15 protein-coding genes and 1 riboswitch are annotated in these 17,487 nt (G+C 67.2%); of the genes, 13 read left to right on the forward strand and 2 right to left on the reverse strand.

Features of this window, described 5'->3' with window-relative positions:
• The first annotated feature begins 9 nt into the window (after positions 1–9).
• The 3 genes from AMYHA_RS05555 (at position 10) to AMYHA_RS05565 (ending at position 2,850) form a co-directional block, all read left to right on the forward strand.
• Positions 10–477 carry a hypothetical protein gene (locus AMYHA_RS05555; RefSeq protein ID WP_034268634.1) on the forward strand — a complete coding sequence of 156 codons (468 nt, stop codon included), beginning with the start codon at positions 10–12 and terminating at the stop codon, positions 475–477.
• On the forward strand, positions 441–1,694 hold the full coding sequence (locus tag AMYHA_RS05560; RefSeq protein WP_157361840.1) for a M15 family metallopeptidase: 1,254 nt from the start codon (positions 441–443) through the stop codon (positions 1,692–1,694). Before AMYHA_RS05555 ends, AMYHA_RS05560 begins: the two co-directional genes overlap by 37 nt.
• 376 nt (positions 1,695–2,070) lie before the next feature.
• On the forward strand, positions 2,071–2,850 hold the full coding sequence (locus AMYHA_RS05565; RefSeq protein WP_034275970.1) for a hypothetical protein: 780 nt from the start codon (positions 2,071–2,073) through the stop codon (positions 2,848–2,850).
• 110 nt (positions 2,851–2,960) lie between these two features.
• Here the strand turns inward: AMYHA_RS05565 and AMYHA_RS27360 are convergent, their stop codons facing one another.
• A complete protein-coding gene (locus AMYHA_RS27360) occupies positions 2,961–3,233 on the reverse strand; it encodes a hypothetical protein (protein WP_169732876.1) in 273 nt (90 codons plus the stop codon).
• A 183-nt stretch (positions 3,234–3,416) separates the two neighbouring features.
• Here AMYHA_RS27360 and dnaE point away from each other — a divergent pair, with 183 nt between their 5' ends.
• The 5 genes from dnaE to AMYHA_RS05590 all read left to right on the forward strand — a co-directional run bounded on the left by dnaE (position 3,417) and on the right by AMYHA_RS05590 (position 11,090).
• Positions 3,417–6,998 (forward strand): DNA polymerase III subunit alpha, encoded by a 3,582-nt coding sequence (dnaE, locus tag AMYHA_RS05570; RefSeq protein WP_034268640.1) that lies wholly within the window; start codon positions 3,417–3,419, stop codon positions 6,996–6,998.
• 350 nt (positions 6,999–7,348) lie between these two features.
• Positions 7,349–8,161: a DUF998 domain-containing protein gene (locus AMYHA_RS05575; protein ID WP_034268643.1), complete on the forward strand. Its 813-nt coding sequence runs from the start codon at positions 7,349–7,351 to the stop codon at positions 8,159–8,161.
• 9 nt (positions 8,162–8,170) lie between these two features.
• On the forward strand, positions 8,171–8,695 hold the full coding sequence (locus AMYHA_RS05580) for a gamma carbonic anhydrase family protein (protein WP_034268646.1): 525 nt from the start codon (positions 8,171–8,173) through the stop codon (positions 8,693–8,695).
• Between the two features lie 36 nt (positions 8,696–8,731).
• Positions 8,732–8,813, forward strand: a riboswitch (ZMP/ZTP riboswitch).
• A gap of 17 nt (positions 8,814–8,830) precedes the next feature.
• Positions 8,831–10,099 (forward strand): serine hydroxymethyltransferase, encoded by a 1,269-nt coding sequence (locus AMYHA_RS05585; protein WP_034268649.1) that lies wholly within the window; start codon positions 8,831–8,833, stop codon positions 10,097–10,099.
• 274 nt (positions 10,100–10,373) lie between these two features.
• Positions 10,374–11,090 carry an esterase/lipase family protein gene (locus AMYHA_RS05590; protein ID WP_051399575.1) on the forward strand — a complete coding sequence of 239 codons (717 nt, stop codon included), beginning with the start codon at positions 10,374–10,376 and terminating at the stop codon, positions 11,088–11,090.
• Between the two features lie 93 nt (positions 11,091–11,183).
• Here AMYHA_RS05590 and AMYHA_RS05595 read toward each other — a convergent pair whose 3' ends face one another.
• Positions 11,184–11,699 (reverse strand): inorganic diphosphatase, encoded by a 516-nt coding sequence (locus AMYHA_RS05595; RefSeq protein ID WP_034268652.1) that lies wholly within the window; start codon positions 11,697–11,699, stop codon positions 11,184–11,186.
• A gap of 494 nt (positions 11,700–12,193) precedes the next feature.
• Between AMYHA_RS05595 and dacB the strand changes: the two genes are divergently transcribed.
• From dacB to AMYHA_RS05620, 5 genes are all read left to right on the forward strand, one after another.
• The gene (gene dacB, locus AMYHA_RS05600; protein WP_051399576.1) at positions 12,194–14,077 is read left to right on the forward strand and encodes a D-alanyl-D-alanine carboxypeptidase/D-alanyl-D-alanine endopeptidase; all 1,884 of its coding nucleotides are present in this window, start codon (positions 12,194–12,196) and stop codon (positions 14,075–14,077) included.
• A gap of 61 nt (positions 14,078–14,138) precedes the next feature.
• A complete protein-coding gene (locus AMYHA_RS05605) occupies positions 14,139–15,218 on the forward strand; it encodes a zinc-dependent metalloprotease (RefSeq protein ID WP_051399577.1) in 1,080 nt (359 codons plus the stop codon).
• Positions 15,194–16,258, forward strand: a complete 1,065-nt coding sequence (tilS, locus tag AMYHA_RS05610; protein ID WP_051399578.1) for a tRNA lysidine(34) synthetase TilS — start codon at positions 15,194–15,196, stop codon at positions 16,256–16,258. Before AMYHA_RS05605 ends, tilS begins: the two co-directional genes overlap by 25 nt.
• A gap of 24 nt (positions 16,259–16,282) precedes the next feature.
• Entirely contained in the window at positions 16,283–16,846 is a 564-nt protein-coding gene (gene hpt / locus AMYHA_RS05615; protein ID WP_034268655.1) for a hypoxanthine phosphoribosyltransferase, read from the forward strand.
• A 264-nt stretch (positions 16,847–17,110) separates the two neighbouring features.
• The gene (locus AMYHA_RS05620; RefSeq protein WP_034268658.1) at positions 17,111–17,476 is read left to right on the forward strand and encodes a hypothetical protein; all 366 of its coding nucleotides are present in this window, start codon (positions 17,111–17,113) and stop codon (positions 17,474–17,476) included.
• Positions 17,477–17,487 lie beyond the last annotated feature (11 nt).

Consider the following 17,487-nt stretch of genomic DNA (forward strand, 5'->3'; position numbering starts at 1 on the left):
GGAGAAGACGTGCAGACCAACCTCAGTCGCCTCGGCGGGCAGCTCGGCGTGCTGCTGTGCCTTGTTGGCTTCGTCGTGATGTTCCTCGGCTGGAACGGCGCCGCGAGCCAGGCGCTCGTGCCTGCCCAGTTCCCGTACCTGATCTCGGGCGGCGTGATCGGGCTCGCGATCGTCATCGTGGGCGCCGCGATGATCGTCGTGCAGAACCAGCGGCAGGACCGCGCCAAGATCGAAGCGGCCCTCGACCGGCTGGCGGCCGCCACGGAGCAGCGGGGCGCAGCAGCCGCTGCCGCCGCTGGCGGGGTCGGCTTCACCGGGTTCGTCGTCGCGGGCGAGTCGTCCTACCACCGGGTCGACTGCCACCTGCCCGAGGCTCGGGACGAGGCCGAACTGGTGCGCATCGAAGACGTCATCACGCGCGGCCTATCGCCCTGCCGGGTGTGCACGCCGCCAAGGACCGGCCAGTTGACGAACTGAGCATGGCAGGCGTCGCCAGGGCGATGCGGGCCGTGCTGCCCGCCTGCGTGCTCGCCGTCGCGGTGTCTTCCTGCGGGATGTACGACGCCGTCTCGGAATCGCCGAGCGAGTCGTTGGACGTCTCCTCGGACTTCTCACCGGTCGCGGCACCGCAGGTCGCGAACGGACCGGAGACGACGGTGGCCGATCCCGGTCCGCTGCGTGGCTCGCTGCGTAGTCCTGACGTGCTTGTGATCGGCGACAAGGCACTCGGCGATGGCTTGCGCGACAAGATCGGCTCGGTGCCCGGTGTGCGGGCGGCCGAGCCGTTGTCGGTGGCCTCCGTGCCGGTCGGCGAGCGTTCGGTCACCGTCGCTGCCGTGGACAGTGACGGCTACCGGCGCTTCACCGTCAAGCACACCGCGACCGCCGATGCCGTATGGCAGGCCATCGCGGCGGGCGATGCCGTGCTCAGTCACGAGATCGGCCGCGACCTGAACCGGCCGCTCGGCGAACGGCTCGGGCTGCGTGCCGGGGAGCACGACGTCGACCTGCGCGTCGGCGCCTACGCCACCACGGTGCCGCGTATCGACGTCGTGGTGAACGAACGCAGGGGCGAGCAACTCGGCATGCGGCGGCACAACGCGATGGTGCTCGCACTCGACGATGCCAAGCGGGACGACGCGTCGGCCGCGCTCACCACGCTGCTCGGTGACCGGGGCTCGGTGCAGGAACTGACGACGGACCCCGCACCGTCCTCCGGCACGCGGCGGGCGGCCTACCTCACCGGCGGCGCGGACTCGGACACGCTCGGTTCGTTCAGCTACCGCTATTTCGAGGACGGCACCGTCGAGCCGGAAGCATCCTGGGTCAATGCCAACATCACCACCGAAACGGTGCCGATTCTGGGCAGCGTCACCTGCCACCGGGTCATGCTGCCGCAATTCCGCGCCGCGCTACGCGAGATCGTCGACAGTGGACTCGCGGATCGAATCGATCGCGCCGACTACGGCGGGTGTTACGTGCCCCGATTCATCGGCCGCGATCCGAACCGGGGATTGTCGTTGCACACGTGGGGTATCGCGGTGGATCTCAACGTATCCGGTAACCATCGCGGCACGGTGGGTGAGATCGACCGCAGGGTGGTGCGGATCTTCAAGAAATGGGGATTCGCCTGGGGCGGTGACTGGGAGTGGACCGATCCCATGCACTTCGAACTGGCCACGATCATTCGGTGATCACGCTCGGAATCCGGTCCGGTCGCCGATTCCGTGCCCTCGCGCGCAATTCTTCTCGCGGACGGTAACCATTTCGTCACGCATTCTTCGGTTGCGGTCAACACCTCGTGCGCGACCGCGTGGCGCAGGCGATTCGTCGATCTTGGGTCGGCAGCGCGAGGTTGGCGGGGCGGTGTGATGCCGATTCCCCCTTCGTTACATGCCAACGCACCTTTTTGAGGGACTGTTAGCGGAACTTTATCTACTCAACGTGTTATTTGACCCAAGTGTCTTCACTCTTTGGAGTGCGCCATACTGCTCCGCACCTTGATCACGCGCATGTCGGATTCGTGTGCACGTGGTCGCCCGTGAACTCCTACCCCTGACGGAGAACATCATGGCTTTCGAGAAAAATCGGGTTCGCGCGGCTGTGCTCGCGCTCCCACTGGCCGTCGGATTGAGCCTCGGCGCGGCCACCGCGGCCCAGGCGGCAACGTTCGAAGAGGACGATCGCGCCACCATCCATACCGGCAACGCCAAGGACTGCGACGACGTCGGACTCGACGGCAGCGTCATCGTCCAGATCGACGGTGAGGAAGACTTCGGCACCGAGCTGATCGAGTACGAGCGCGGCGAGCTGGAAGAAGACCAGTACCTGGACATCCTGTCGATCGAGGACGGCGTCGAGGTCACCGGCATCGTCGTCAAGGGCGGCGAGGACGCCAACATCTACGTCCCTGGCGAGAACGGGCTCGAGGAGAACCCGCCGTGGGAGGACCTGCGGTCGCCGCTCAACGCCGGTGACAAGATCCCGCAGATCAGCCACTGGTACATCTGCGGCAGCTACACCCCGCCGGAGACGACCACCACGACGACCACGTCGGAGACGACCACCACGACGTCGTCGGAGACCTCGACAACTCCGCCGGAGACCACGTCGACCACCGAAGAGACCACCACGGCCGAGACCACCACCGGGGCAACGTCGACCACCGAGGAGACGACCTCGGTCGCCGAGACCTCGACCACCGAGGCGCCGGTCGTTGACAACGCCAGTGACAGCGACGACCTCGCCGTGACCGGCTTCGGCAGCAGCTGGCTCATCTGGGCCGGCGTGCTGTTCGTGGTCGCCGGTGTCGGCACCATCGCCGGTCTGCGGGTGCTGCGCAAGCAGTAACCAGCGGGCTTTCTGATCACTCCGCTCGGCCCCCATCGGTTCGCCCGGTGGGGGCCGAGTCATGGGCCGGGACGTGCCGCGGTCTGTCCGAGTTGATCTTCTTTGCTCCCTCAGTGGCCAAAATTCGTTCCGATTGTCCGGTTCTGCTGGTCATTCAGGGAGCAAAGGAGATCAACTGTGTGCCACGAGCGCGGAGAGGGGTCGGTGTGCCGTGCGGTGAAAAGCGGTGGCGACGACAGGGCATTGCCGACACCAAGCGCAGTGATCGGATCTTCGGGGACCTCGGTCTCGATGACACCGTGTGGCATCGCAAATACGGAGAGCGCGACGTCCGCTGGGTGATGATCCACATGATCGAGGAGTAGGTCCAGCACAACGGTCATGCCGATATCATCCGGGAGTTGATCGACGGCACGACGGCGTCCTGACCTGGTGTTTCACTGTCTCTGGCCGCCCTAGCAGATCGGATTCGAACATCCTCAGGCGCGCCTAGCCGAGTCGCGAAGGCCACCGGACTAGAGTAGGCGCGCAACTCCACGCGAGACGAGTACTGGAGGGTCGTCGAAGTGTCCACGGACTCGTTCGTCCACCTACACGTGCACACCGAGTACTCCATGCTCGACGGCGCGGCGAAGATCGCGTCGCTGTTCGACGAGGCCAAGCGGCTGGAGATGCCCGCAGTCGGCATGACCGACCACGGCAACATGTACGGCGCGGACGAGTTCTATCAGCAGGCTGTCAAGGCGGGCGTGAAGCCAATCATCGGCATCGAAGCGTACGTCGCGCCGCAGAGCCGTCACCACAAGAAGCCGGTGTTCTGGGGGCAGAGCAACCAACGTGGCACCGATGAGTTCGGTGAGGGTGGCGACGTCTCCGGTGCCGGTGCCTACACCCACATGACGATGTTCGCCGAGAACGCGACCGGCCTGCGGAACCTGTTCGCTCTGTCGTCCATCGCCAGTATCGAGGGCTACTACCGCAAGCCACGGATGGACAAGGAGCTGATCGCCGAGTACGCCGAGGGCATCATCGCCACGACCGGCTGTCCGTCCGGTGAGGTGCAGACCAGGCTCCGGCTCGGGCAGAAGGACGAGGCGCTGCAGGCCGCGGCGGACTACCGCGACATCTTCGGCCAGGAGAACTTCTTCCTCGAGCTGATGGACCACGGCCTGCGCATTGAGCGTTCGGTGCGCGAGGGCCTGCTTGAGATCGGGAACAAGCTCGGCATCAGGCCGTTGGCGACCAACGACTCGCACTACGTCACCAAGGACCAGGCCGACGCGCACGGCGCGCTGCTGTGCGTGCAGTCAGGCAAGACGCTCAACGATCCGAACCGATTCAAGTTCGACGGCGACGGGTTCTACCTCAAGTCGGCCGCTGAGATGCGCGAGTACTGGGACGCCGAGGTGCCCGGCGCGTGCGACTCGACGTTGCTTATCGCGGAACGGGTGCAGTCCTATGAGGACGTCTACGCGCACCACGACCGGATGCCGCGTTACGAGGTCCCCGAGGGGCACTCTGAGTCGAGCTGGCTGAGGCACGAGGTCATGGCCGGCCTCAAGCGGCGCTGTCCGGACGGTGTGCCTGACGAGTACATCGATCGTGCCAACCTCGAAATCGACGTCATCAGTAACAAGGGCTTCCCGGCGTACTTCCTCGTCGTCGGTGACCTTGTGTCGTACGCGAAGAGCGTCGGCATCCGCGTCGGCCCGGGTCGTGGCTCCGCGGCGGGCTCGCTCATCGCCTACGCGATGGGCATCACGAACATCGATCCGATCCCGCACGGTCTGCTGTTCGAGCGGTTCCTCAACCCGGAACGCGAGTCGATGCCCGATATCGACATCGACTTCGATGACCGCCGTCGCGGGGAGATGGTCCGCTACGCGACCGAGAAGTACGGCTCGGACAAGGTCGCGCAGGTCATCACGTTCGGCACCATTAAGACCAAGGCCGCCATCAAGGACGCCGCGCGTGTCCACTTCGGTCAGCCCGGTTACGCGATCGCCGACAAGATCACCAAGGCGTTGCCGCCGCCGGTCATGGCCAAAGACATCCCGCTGTCGGGGATCGTCGATCCGGAACACGAGCGCTACCCAGAGGCGGCCGAGGTCCGCGCGCTGATCGAGACCGACCCCGAGGTCAAGACGATCTTCGAGACCGCGCGCGGGCTCGAGGGCCTGATCCGCAACGCGGGCGTGCACGCCTGCGCGGTGATCATGTCGTCGGAACCGCTGATGCAGTCGATCCCGCTGTGGCAGCGCGACGACGGCGCGATCATCACCGGATGGGACTACCCGTCGTGTGAGGCCATCGGCCTGTTGAAGATGGACTTCCTCGGGTTGCGCAACCTCACCGTCATCGGTGACGCGATCGACAACATCAAGGCCAACCGGGGCGAAGAGATCGACCTCGACACCCTCGGCCTCGAAGATCCGGATTCGTACAAGCTGCTCGGTCGTGGTGACACCCTCGGCGTGTTCCAGCTCGACGGCGGCGCGATGCGTGACCTGCTGCGCCGGATGCAGCCGACCGGCTTCGACGACATCGTCGCCGTGCTCGCGCTGTACCGGCCGGGTCCGATGGGCATGAACGCCCACAACGATTACGCCGACCGCAAGAACGGCCGACAAGAGATCACGCCGATCCACCCCGAGCTGGAACCGCACCTGCGTGAGATTCTCGCCGACACCTACGGCTTGATCGTCTACCAAGAGCAGATCATGCAGATCGCGCAGAAGGTCGCCGGGTTCTCCATGGGCCGCGCGGATGTGCTCCGGCGTGCGATGGGTAAGAAGAAGCTGGAAGTCCTCGAGAAGGAGTTCGAGGGCTTCCGCGACGGGATGCGCAACAGCGACCTGGTCGACGGTGGCTTCTCGGATGAGGCGATCCAGGCCCTGTGGGACACCATCCTCCCGTTCGCCGGGTATGCGTTCAACAAGTCGCACGCCGCTGGTTACGGCCTGGTGTCCTACTGGACCGCCTACCTCAAGGCGAACTACCCCGCCGAGTACATGGCGGCGTTGCTGACCTCGGTCGCGGACAACAAGGACAAGTCGGCGGTATACCTGTCGGAATGCCGCAGGCTCGGCATCAAGGTGCTGCCGCCGGACGTCAACGAGTCCGCCCAGCGCTTCGCCGCGGTCGGCGACGACATTCGTTTCGGCCTAGGCGCGGTGCGCAACGTCGGCGCGAACGTCGTCACGTCGATCATCAAGACTCGCGAGGAGAAGGGCAAGTATTCGTCCTTTGTGGACTTCTTCGACAAGTCCGAGCTGGTCGCGTGTAACAAGCGGGTGGTGGAATCGCTGATCAAGGCAGGCGGGTTCGACTCGCTTGGTCTGACCCGGCTGGCCATGATCCAGTGCCATGAGGACGCTGTCGACGCCGTCGTGCCGCTCAAGCGGCAGGAGGCGATGGGGCAGTTCGACCTGTTCGGCGCCGGTGGTGCCGAGGAGCAGGACGACTCGGGGCACTCGCCGCTGGCGCACCTGAAGTTCACCGAGGAGGAGTACCCGCGCAAGCAGAAGCTCGCTTACGAGCGGGAGATGCTGGGTCTGTACGTGTCGGCGCACCCGCTTGACGGCGCGGAACGCATATTGCGCAAGAACGCGCCGAAGCCGATCGCGTCGATCCTGGACGACCCGCCGAAGGAAGGCGAGATCGTCGTCGCCGGGCTCATCACGTCGATGGAACGCAGGGTCAACAAGAAGGGCGAACCCTGGGCGATCTGCACGGTCGAGGACCTGGATGCCTCGCTCGAGGTGCTGTTCTTCCCGAAGTCGTACGCGCTGTTCGCCGCCGACCTCGCCGAGGACAACGCGGTCGTCGTCAAGGGCCGGGTGAACTGGCGCGAGGACAGGATGTCGGTGTTCGGCGGCGGTGTCGTGCCGCTTGACCTGTCTGGCATCGAGCACGGCCACGAGGAACCGCCGTTCGTGCTGCTCGCCGCCGCCGACAAGCTGGACACGAGCGTGGTCGCGGAGCTGAAACGCACCCTCGAGGTCCACAAGGGCGAGACGCCGGTGCACCTCAAACTGCTCAGCAACGACAAGGAGACGGTGTTCGCGCTGGACGCCTTCTCAGTGAGCCCCAGCTCCGCCCTAGTCGGCGAACTGAAGGCGATCCCCGGAATCACCGCGAACGTCTAGCACACCACAACTGCGTCGTGTCCTGCAGTCTCGACGTTGTGTCCTGCAGTCTCGACGTTGTGTCCTGCAGTCTCGACGTTGTGTCCTGCAGTCTCGACGTTGTGTCCTGCAGTCTCGACGTTGTGTCCTGCAGTCTCGACGCCGTGTTCCCCATTCCCGGCAGCCGTCCCTGACAGCTCCTCGGGGTGCGTCCAGGGTTAAACCAGGGCGTTTCCTGATACTGCGCTCAGCTTCGAGTCGGCATTGTCGAGTTCGTGGGAACTCACGCGGCAATTCCGTCTCAACTGCTCGCTCGTCCACCTGCGGTCTACAACGCCTCATACACGATCGTACGCGTCGCGATCACCGCAGTGCGCACGGGCACGCACCTGCTTGGACGCGCGTCGGGCGACGTCGTCGCCCCGGCCGTGCTCGGCTTTACCGGCCTGGGGTGCGCGGCGGTGTTCTTCGTCGTGTTGCACGCGCTTGCGCCCGCGTCGCTGAACCCGTTGCGGGAGCCGATGTCGGACTACGCGCTCGCCGACGGCGTCGGCTGGATGTTTCCGGTTGGGGTCGGGTTCATCGCGATCGGTGGAGCCGGTGCGACGCTCGGCCTCGCGCGGTCGGGACTCCTCGGTACCGGCTGGCTGCGCTGGGCGATGACGGTGATCGTCACCAGCGCCATCGGAACTGCGGTGTTTCCCACAGACGAGGACTTCCCGCTCTCGTTAACCGCCGAGATACACCGGTACGCGGCGATCACGCTCTTCGTCGCCGTGCCGGTCGCCGCAATGTTGGCGGCGACGGCGCATGGGCATGACGCCTGGCTGCTCGCTACCGGGCTGGTGGCGACCGGTTTGCTGGTCGTGTTCCTGCTCAGCCACCTGGCTGTAATGCCGCAGGCCCTCCAAGATCTTCGTGGCTTGTTCCAACGGGTACTGGTCGTCGTGGACCTGGCCATCCTTGGACGCTTCTGCCGCGCGGCGCACCGCGCGACAATGTCGAACACTGCGTCCGGAACGTCGGACACGGCGTCGAGAACGCAGGACACAACGCCACGAGCGTCGGACACGGCGTCGGGAACGTCGGACACAACGCCACGAGCGTCGGACACGGCGTCGAGAACGTCGGACACGATGCGGGGCGAGTGCACCGGCTCGGTGTTACCTGGCGTCCCGGGTTAACGTGCACTCATGCCTATGTACTCGTTCGAGGGAAAACGCCCGACCGTCCACGCTGATGCCTGGATCGCGCCGACCGCGACCCTGATCGGCGACGTGACCGTCGAGGCAGGCGCGTCGATCTGGTATGGCGCTGTGCTGCGGGCGGACTTCGGCAGCATCGTCATCCGCGAAGGCGCCAACATCCAGGACAACTCTGTCGTGCACGTCAACGAGGGCGTCTGCGAGGTCGGCAAGAACGTCACCGTGGGCCACATGTGCCTGGTGCACGACTGCACGATCGGCGAGCAGGCGCTGATCGGCAACGGCTCGACCGTGCTGGACCAGTCCGTCGTCGGCCCGAAGGCGATGGTCGCGGCGGGCGCGGTCGTCACCCCGAACTCCGAGGTCCCCGGCGAGGTCATCGCGATGGGCGCACCCGCCAAGAAGCACGTGCCGCTGACCGACACCGCACGCGGCTGGGTCGAGTACAACGCCGTGATCTATCAGGAGATCGCCAAGCGTCACCGGGACGGCGTAGAGCTGATCGAGGAGTAACACTCGCGGAGTCACCGTATGTCGCACTAGCATCGAGTTGCGACGTGCGACTGGCGCGAGAAGGTGGAGCACCACCGGGGAGCGACTATCGCGGACACCGTGCGCCTGGGTGTCCGTCCGAGATAGGAGTACGCGATGTCCCATCAGCCCCCGCTGCCCACGTTGAGCGCTGCCGACCCCGAGATCGCGAACCTCGTCGAGGCCGAGGCGCGGCGTCAGCACGACAAGATCCGCATGATCGCGTCGGAGAACTACGTCTCGCAGGCGGTGCTGGAAGCGACTGGCACCGTGCTGACGAACAAGTACTCCGAGGGCTACGCGGGCAGGCGGTACTACGAGGGCCAGCAGGTCATCGACCAGGTGGAGAACCTGACGATCGACCGTGCCAAGGCGGTGTTCGGCGTCGACCACGCCAACGTGCAGCCATATTCCGGCTCACCAGCCAACCTCGCGGTCTACCTCGCGCTGGCCAAGCCGGGCGACACGATCATGGGCATGGCGCTGCCAGACGGCGGCCACCTCACCCACGGCTGGACGGTCTCGGCCACCGGCAAGTGGTTCAACGCCGTCCGCTACGGCGTGCGCAAGGAGACCGGTCGCGTCGACTTCGACCAGGTGCGCGAGCTGGCGCGGGAGCACCGGCCGAAGCTGATCTTCGCGGGCGGCACCGCGATACCGCGCACCATCGACTTCGCCACGTTCGCCGAGATCGCCCGCGAGGTCGACGCCGTGTTGGTCGCGGACATCGCCCACATCGCGGGCCTGGTAGCGGGTGGTGCGCATCCTTCACCGGTCGGCCACGCGCCAATCATCACGACGACGACGCACAAAACACTGCGTGGCCCGCGTGGCGCGATGATCATGACGGAGGCCGAGCATGCCAAGGCGATCGACAAGGCGGTTTTCCCAGGACTGCAGGGTGGTCCGCATAACAGCACGACCGCTGCCATCGCCGTCGCGCTCGGCGAGGCGGCCGGGCCGGACTTCCGCGACTACGCGCATGGCGTCGTCGCCAACGCCAAGGCACTGGCGGACGCACTGCTGGAGCACGGGTTCGATCTGGTCTCTGGCGGAACTGACAACCACCTGATCCTGGCCGACCTGACCAGCAAGGAGATCGGCGGCAAGCCGGCCGCGCAGGCGCTGGATCGGGCCGGGATAGAGCTGAACTACAACACCGTGCCGTTCGACCCGCGCAAGCCGTTCGATCCATCCGGCATCCGCATCGGCACGGCCGCACTGACGACCCGCGGATTGCGGCCGGAGCACCAGCCGCGGATCGCGGAGTGGATTGACCGCGTGGTCACGGCGACCGCGCGCGGCGACGAGAGTGTCATCGACACGGTGGCCGCCGAGGTCGGCGAGCTGCTCGCCAACTTCCCGATGCCCGGTTGGGTGCGCTGAGCCCTGCTCGCAGGGGGCGCACCACCACGCCGGGGGCCGGGCGGCGCGTGTTGCTTCGGCGACAAACAGTCAGCCGAACTTTGTCGGCCGCGCGTAGGGGGCTGTGCGGGCAAACGATGTCCCGTTTGCAGCAAACTGTTCTGAGTTTTGATCACTCATCATCTTCCCCATTGCGATTTCCGAATGATTGGAAAGCGCGCGAGGTTGAGGGTTGTTCACCATGAACGGCCCGGCCTTGGTTGAAGCTGGCTCCTACTCTCGTGGAGGTTCGACGATGAACCCTCGGCAACTATTTCCCGCGAATCGCACACGCCGCCTGCGACGTACCCTCGGGCTGCTCGCCGCCACCGTGCTGGCCGTCGCCGGCGCGCAGGTCGCCGCCGCGGGTGTCGCTAGCGGAGCCGAACGTGATCCGGTGATCTTCGTGCACGGCTACAGCATGACCAGCGAATCGTGGGCCGATATGATGGCCGACTTCCTCGCCGACGGCTACTCGTCCGATGAGCTCTACGCCTGGGACTACGACACCGCGCAGTCCAACAAGACCACCGCGGAGGAGTTCGTCGCGGTTGTTGACGACATGCTGGCCAAGACCGGTGCGGCCGAGGTCGACGTGGTCACGCATTCCATGGGCGGGCTGAACACCCGGTGGTATCTCAAGTTCCTCGGCGGTTCCGACAAGGTCGACGACTGGGTGTCGCTTGCCGGCCCCAACCACGGCACGATCAACTCGGGCTTCTGCTATGCGCTGCACACCTCGTGCCAGGAGATGATGCAGGGGTCGGACTTCCTGCTGACGCTCAACGACGGTGACGAAACCCCGGGGACCACCGATTACGGCACGTGGTGGTCGCAGTGCGACGAGATCATCAACCCGTCGACGAGCACCATTCTCGACGGCGCGACCAACACGCAGACGCACTGCCTCGAACACCTGATGTTCCTCAGTGACCCGATCGTCTCGCAGCAGGTTCGCGACTTCGTCCGGTAAGCCGCCGAACGGCGCGAACGGGCGCCATTCCACGCCTACGACGTGGAATGGCGCCCGTTGCGGTGTACCCGGCTCCGCGGGCCCGGCGGGTGATCAGTGAGTTTCGCCCGAGGCCTCCAGCTTGGCGAGGCGGTCCTTCTCCCGCTCGTAGGACGCCTTGATCTCGGTCTCCGCATCGACCCGGCCGACCCACGACGAGCCCTCGACGCTCTTGGCGGGCTCCAGGTCCTTGTAGACCTCGAAGAAGTGCTGGATCTCCAGTTTGTGGAACTCGTTCAGGTGGTGAATGTCACGCAGATGCTCGAGCCGGGGGTCCTCCGACGGCACCGCGATGACCTTGTCGTCAGGGCCCTTCTCGTCGGTCATGCGGAACATGCCGATGGCACGCGCGCGGATCAGGCAGCCGGGGAAGGTCGGCTCCTGCACCAGCACGAGGACGTCGAGCGGGTCGCCGTCCTGGCCAAGGGTGTCGTCGATGAAGCCGTAGTCAGCCGGGTACTGCGTTGCCGTGAACAGGGTCCGGTCCAGCTTCAACCTGCCGGTCTTGTGATCGACCTCGTACTTGTTGCGCTCCCCACGGGGGATCTCGATCGTTACGTCGAACTCCACGGCGTCTCCACAGTCTGTGATGTCTTGGTGCGCGTGCCCGCGTTTCGCGGCGCGCCTGCGCCCGCGCCGACTCGCGCGTGTCTCTGCGATGGTCTCGGCTACTAGTGTGGACCATGCACTTCCCAGTGACGCGATGGCTGGTGGCAGAGGAGACGTAGGTGACAGGGGATTCGGGCGATCGCGGCACAGAGGACTGGCCGGCCGACGATCAGGACGTTGGAGCGCCGTCGCGTCCGTCTCCGCCGCCTCAGGGGCATCCGCGGTCGCAGTCGTGGTCCCGCGCGGGGCAGCACGGCGGGCAGCAACGCCAGCAGGGACGTTTTCCGCACGGTGCGCCGCCGCCAGCGCCCGGTCCGCAGCAGGGTCCGCCGCAAGGGCAGCGACCTGGGCCGCCGCCACCCGGTCAGCCACCGACACCCCCGCCGCCAGTACCACCCGCGCCGGCTATCGCGTCGCCGCAGCGCATCGAACCGCAGCGGCAGCCACGCTGGGGTGTGAGGGGACACCTGGGCGGCCCGCCACAAGGGCAGCACCAGCCACCACCTCAGCCGACGCGGGAGAGCACTGATCCGCATGCGGGTTACGCCTGGCAGGGACACCCCCTCCAGGACTCCGACGCGGAGACGGACTCGCTGCCGTACCCGGCACAGGCTGCGCGCCCCGGCCATGCACCGAATGCCGGACCCACGCCACACCACGCGGATCAGTTCTACGGCGGCGCGCAGCACCCCATCGAGGATCACGGCGGGGTCGCCTATTCGGCCAGCACGGCCCCCGAGCCAGGCCACGCAGGCGCCGCGACGTACGACGGGGCCGCCTATTCGGCCAGCACGGCCCCCGAGCCAGGCCACGCAGGCGCCGCGACGTACGACGGGGCCGCCTATTCGGCCAGCACGGCCCCCGAGCCAGGCCACGCAGGCGCCGAAGCCCCCGAGTCCACACCCGACGGCGCCGATGACACCGACACCGCAGCGGAGGCCAACGTCGCCTTGGCCCCGCGCCGTCGCGGCAAGAAGCCCCTCGTCATCACGCTTGTCGTGCTGCTACTCCTCGGTGCGGCAGGCGGCGCGCTCGTCGTCCCTGACGTCGCCAACCGGTTCGCGCTGCCATGGGCGCCGAACGCCCCGGCGGAGCCGCCACCGGAACCCCGTGCGGTGCAGCGCAGCCTCACGGGGCCTGAGCAAGCCGTCGGCGCGCCCTCACCGGAGGGAGTCAGCGACGCGCTGGAGAAGGCGGCGAGCAGCAGTGCCCTTGGCACGCTGTCCGGCAGCGTGGTCGACCCCGTCACCGGCACCGCGCTGTGGCAGCGGGACGCCGACAAGCCGCTCCCGCCCGCGTCAACGACCAAGCTGCTCACCTCGGCGGCCGCACTGCTCAGCGTCGACCACACCGCCACGCTGACGACCACCGTCGTCGAGGGACCGGAGCCGGGCTCGGTGGTGCTCGTCGCCGGTGGTGACCCGACGCTGTCCTCGGCGGGCAAGGGCGAGGACACCCTCTACACCGGCGCCGCGCGGCTGGACGACCTGGTCAAGCAGGTGCGGAGGTCAGCGGGCGACGTCTCGACCGTGTACCTCGACACCAGCGCCTACCAGGGCGGCAGTCGCGCGTCGGGCTGGGAGCCTGGCGACGCGCCGTCAACGTACGCCGCACCGGTCGAGCCCGTGATGCTCGACGGCGGCAGGACCAACCCGAACAACGAAGACGTACCACGCACCGGCGATCCCGCTGGCGCGCTGGCCAAAGAGTTCGCCAACCGGCTCGGCGCCAGCGTCGGCGGCGCGAAGTCGACCACCGCCCGCGACGCCGCGGTCCTCGGCGAGGTGGACTCCGCGCCGCTGCCGGTGCTCGTCGACGACCTGCTCACCGCGTCGGACAACGTGCTCGCCGAGGCCGTCGCAAGGCAGGTCGCGCTCGCCAACGACCAACCGCCCTCGTTCGACGGTGCCGCCACGGCGACCAAACGGGTGCTCAGCGACGCCGGATTCGACGTCTCCGGCGTTACGCTCGCGGATGGCAGCGGACTGTCCTCGGACAATGCCATCCCCGCCGCGCTGCTCACCGACGTCCTCGCCGTGGCGGCGGGCGACGCCACCGATCCCACGGCGGCGAAACTTCGTCCGCTGCTGGCTGGGCTCCCGGTCGCGGGCGGCACCGGCACGCTCATCGACCGCTATGGCGATGGCGCGCAAGGCAACGGCTGGGTCAGGGCGAAGACCGGCACGCTTTCCGACGTCAACACCCTCGCCGGAGTGGTGCTGACCAAGAGCGGCAGGCTGCTGGTGTTCGCGTTGATGTCGTCCGGCACCGGCCCCAACTCCGCACGGCCCGCGCTGGACGCCGTCGCGTCGGCGCTCCGGGGCTGCGGCTGCCGGTAGGGCCGCGCCGCGAAAGCCGCCGGTGCCGCGACACCCACCGGAACGGGTAGCGTCACACGGTATGGACACGTTGACCGGTCGAGACGCCGCACGCGGTGATCCCGACAGCCCGGTACACCCGCTCGTCGACTGGTCCGTCGCGGCGACAACGGGCGCGCTGCTCGTCGGTGGCGGACCAGATGTCCCCCGCGAGGTCGCCGACAAGGCCGTTGCGCAACTGGGCGAGTTCTCCACCGTCGCCGAGCAGCACGTGCGAGACGTCACCGGGCTCGGCGAAGGCCTGCCCATCCCGGAGGCAGCCGTCGTGGACCGCAGGGCATGGGTGCGCTCCGCTGCCGCCGGCCTCGATGCACTGACCAGCAGCGCACTCGCCTCGTCGTCCCACACCAGGGGTGGTCCGGTCGGACGACTCATGGCGGGCGGCGCAGGAGTGCAGACCGGGCTCGCGCTGGCGTTCCTCGGCTCCAAGGTGCTCGGCCAGTACGACCCGTTCGCCAGGGACCGCGAGGGCGTCCTCCTGCTGGTCGCACCGAACATCGTGCAGGCAGAACACGCCATGGACGTCGACAGCGACGACTTCCGGCTCTGGGTGTGCCTGCACGAGTGCACCCACCGGCTTCAGTTCAACGCCGTCGATTGGCTCGCGGACTACTTCGCCGACGAGGTCGGCCGGTTCATCTCCGGCATCGACGACACCGCGGCCCGCTCGCTGAACCGGCTGCCTGACGTCATCCGCAACGCCAAGCACCCGGACGGCACGCTCGGCGTATTCGAGGCGTTGCAGTCGCCGCGGCAGCGCGAATCGTTCAACCGCCTGATCGCCGTGTCCACCCTGCTCGAAGGCCACGCCGACTTCGTGATGGACGAGGTCGGTCCCGAGATCGTGCCATCGGTCGCCAGCATCAGGCGCAAGTTCACCGAACGGCGCAAGGGCGGCGGTCTGTTCGACCGGATCCTCCGTGCGCTACTCGGCATCGACGCCAAGATCAAGCAGTACGAGCGTGGTAGCAAGTTCACCAAGCACGTTGTTGGTGCGGTCGGCATGGCCGGTTTCAACGAGGTGTGGCGCTCGCCGGACACCCTGCCGACCCGCGACGAGATCAGTGAGCCGGACACATGGTTGCGCAGAGTTCACGGCTAGCGCCCGCCGTCGTCGCGGAAAGTTCGCCGGGCCAGGCCGCGCTGCAGGTCCGCGCCGCCGTGTCGTCGTTGCTCGATGATGCGGAGACCGCGGGCCTGCTGACCGCGCGCGTGGTGGGGATCGCGGTCTCCGGCGGGCCGGACTCGCTCGCGCTCGCCGACGCCGCCGCCTACGCCTGCGGTAAACGGGGTCTCGAGTCGCACGCGTTGATCGTCGACCATGGCCTGCAGGCGAGCGCTGCCGCCGTCGCTCGCGAAACCGCTCGTACGGTGGAGGCGCTCGGCGTGACCACGGCGCGGGTGCTGCAGGTCGAGGTCAGCGGGCGGGGCGGTGTCGAGGCCGCTGCCCGGCGCGCCCGCTACGGCGCGCTGGCCGACGCCGTGCCGGACAGCCTGGTGCTGCTCGGCCACACCCGCGATGATCAGGCGGAGACCGTGCTGCTCGGACTCGGCAGAGGCTCCGGCCCTCGCTCCATCTGCGGCATGCGTCCGCTCGACCCGCCGTGGGCGCGGCCACTGCTCGACGTCCCGAGGGCCAGCACGGTCAGGGCATGCGCGGAACTCGGCGTGCTGCCCTGGCAGGACCCGCACAACGCCGACAGCCGGTTCACACGGGCGCGGCTGCGCGCCGAGGTGCTGCCGCTGCTGGAAGAGGTACTGCAGGGCGGTGTCGCGGGGGCCCTCGCGCGCACCGCGACACAGTTGAGGGAAGATTGCGAGGCGCTGGACGCGCTCGCGGCGGACTTGCGCACGGCAGCAACGGCAACAGGGTCAGCCGGGTCGGAGGACGCCGACAGCACCGACGGCACCGGTGAGCTCGACGTCGTCGCGCTCGCGGACGCGCATGCCGCGGTGCGGCGCAGGGCGTTGCGGGCGTGGCTGCTCGACGCGGGAGCGAGCGACCTGACGGATGGGCATCTGCGCGCCGTCGACGAACTGGTCAGCCGCTGGCGCGGGCAAGGCGGGGTGTGGCTGCCAGGTGACTTGGTGGCCAGCCGCGCTCATGGCAAGCTTCGGGTGTGCCGCCAGGGGCAGACCTGAGCGCAACCGGATTGAGGAGCGAACGTGTACGAAGGCGATATCGCCTCCGTGCTCATCACAGAGCAGCAGATCCGCGACAAGACAGCTGAACTGGCGGAGCAGGTCGCGGCGGACTACAAGGAAACCGGTACGGGTCACGGCGGCAACGATCTGCTGCTCGTCGGGGTGCTCAAGGGCGCCGTGATGTTCATGACGGACTTCGCGCGGGCACTGCCGATCCCGGCGCAGCTGGAGTTCATGGCGGTGTCGTCGTACGGCTCGTCGACGTCGTCCTCCGGTGTGGTGCGGATCCTCAAGGACCTCGACCGGGACATCTCCGGCCGCCACGTGCTGATCGTGGAGGACATCGTCGACTCAGGCCTGACACTGTCCTGGCTGTTGCGCAACCTCGCCACGCGCAACCCGGAGTCGCTCGCGGTGTGTTCGCTGCTGCGCAAGCCGGACGCCGTGAAGGTCGACGTCCCCGTGAAGTACGTCGGGTTCGACATCCCGAATGACTTCGTCGTCGGCTACGGCCTCGACTATGCGGAGCGTTACCGCGACCTGCCATATATCGGCAAACTCGACCCGGGCGTCTACTCACAGTGATGCTGTGCCGGTAGATACCAATCCGACCGGAGCTAAGCCGAACTGGCAGTCCACGCGAGTGTGTCAGTCGACGTACCTCCGATCTTCTTGGTATTTGATCTCAACTCCGCGAATTTCAGTAAGAATCCGTTGCGTGTCGGGGTTTGATCGGGAACCGTATGGGCGGAGAGCGCGTCATAGCGACGAACCGACTGCGTTAACCTATGCGAACAAGACACCGCGCGGAGGGCGCGGTGTGAGTGGGGACTCAGGGGAGAGTGACAGATGGTCAGGAGTCTGAGCGACGCGACCGCGTTCGCCAACGCGGCGGCGATGGGCCAGATCGGAATCGACCCGGATGCGGCGCAGACCGTCCTGAAGAAGATCCGCACTGGCAAGGATCAGGTGGATAGCCTCATCTCCCAGTCGGCGAACCTGGGGGTCGCGCCTCGGCTCGGTGCGAACCCGGTCGGCACGGCGATCGCGGCCAAATATTCCGATCGTGCCAACGGTGGTCGTGACTCGTACGCGCAGGCGCTGCGCAATCTGCGCGCCCAGTACGAGCAGGTCGAGACCGCCATCGTCGCCGCGATCAAGAACTACGACGAGATGGAGGCCGCAGGCGTCCGCTCGTTCAACAACAAGGCGTGACCGGTGTGTCA

This window comes from Haloechinothrix halophila YIM 93223, from assembly GCF_000504245.1.
GTDB lineage: Bacteria > Actinomycetota > Actinomycetes > Mycobacteriales > Pseudonocardiaceae > Haloechinothrix_A > Haloechinothrix_A halophila.

Excerpts from the sequence above, each read along its gene's own strand:
- AMYHA_RS05580 (WP_034268646.1), top strand. The coding sequence starts at position 8,171 with ATGCCTATGTACTCGTTCGAGGGAAAACGCCCGACCGTCCACGCTGAT.
- tilS (WP_051399578.1), top strand. The coding sequence starts at position 15,194 with ATGGTTGCGCAGAGTTCACGGCTAGCGCCCGCCGTCGTCGCGGAAAGT.
- AMYHA_RS27360 (WP_169732876.1), bottom strand. The coding sequence starts at position 3,233 with ATGACCGTTGTGCTGGACCTACTCCTCGATCATGTGGATCATCACCCA.
- AMYHA_RS05565 (WP_034275970.1), top strand. The coding sequence starts at position 2,071 with ATGGCTTTCGAGAAAAATCGGGTTCGCGCGGCTGTGCTCGCGCTCCCA.
- AMYHA_RS05585 (WP_034268649.1), top strand. The coding sequence starts at position 8,831 with ATGTCCCATCAGCCCCCGCTGCCCACGTTGAGCGCTGCCGACCCCGAG.
- AMYHA_RS05605 (WP_051399577.1), top strand. The coding sequence starts at position 14,139 with ATGGACACGTTGACCGGTCGAGACGCCGCACGCGGTGATCCCGACAGC.
- AMYHA_RS05590 (WP_051399575.1), top strand. The coding sequence starts at position 10,374 with ATGAACCCTCGGCAACTATTTCCCGCGAATCGCACACGCCGCCTGCGA.
- AMYHA_RS05620 (WP_034268658.1), top strand. The coding sequence starts at position 17,111 with ATGGTCAGGAGTCTGAGCGACGCGACCGCGTTCGCCAACGCGGCGGCG.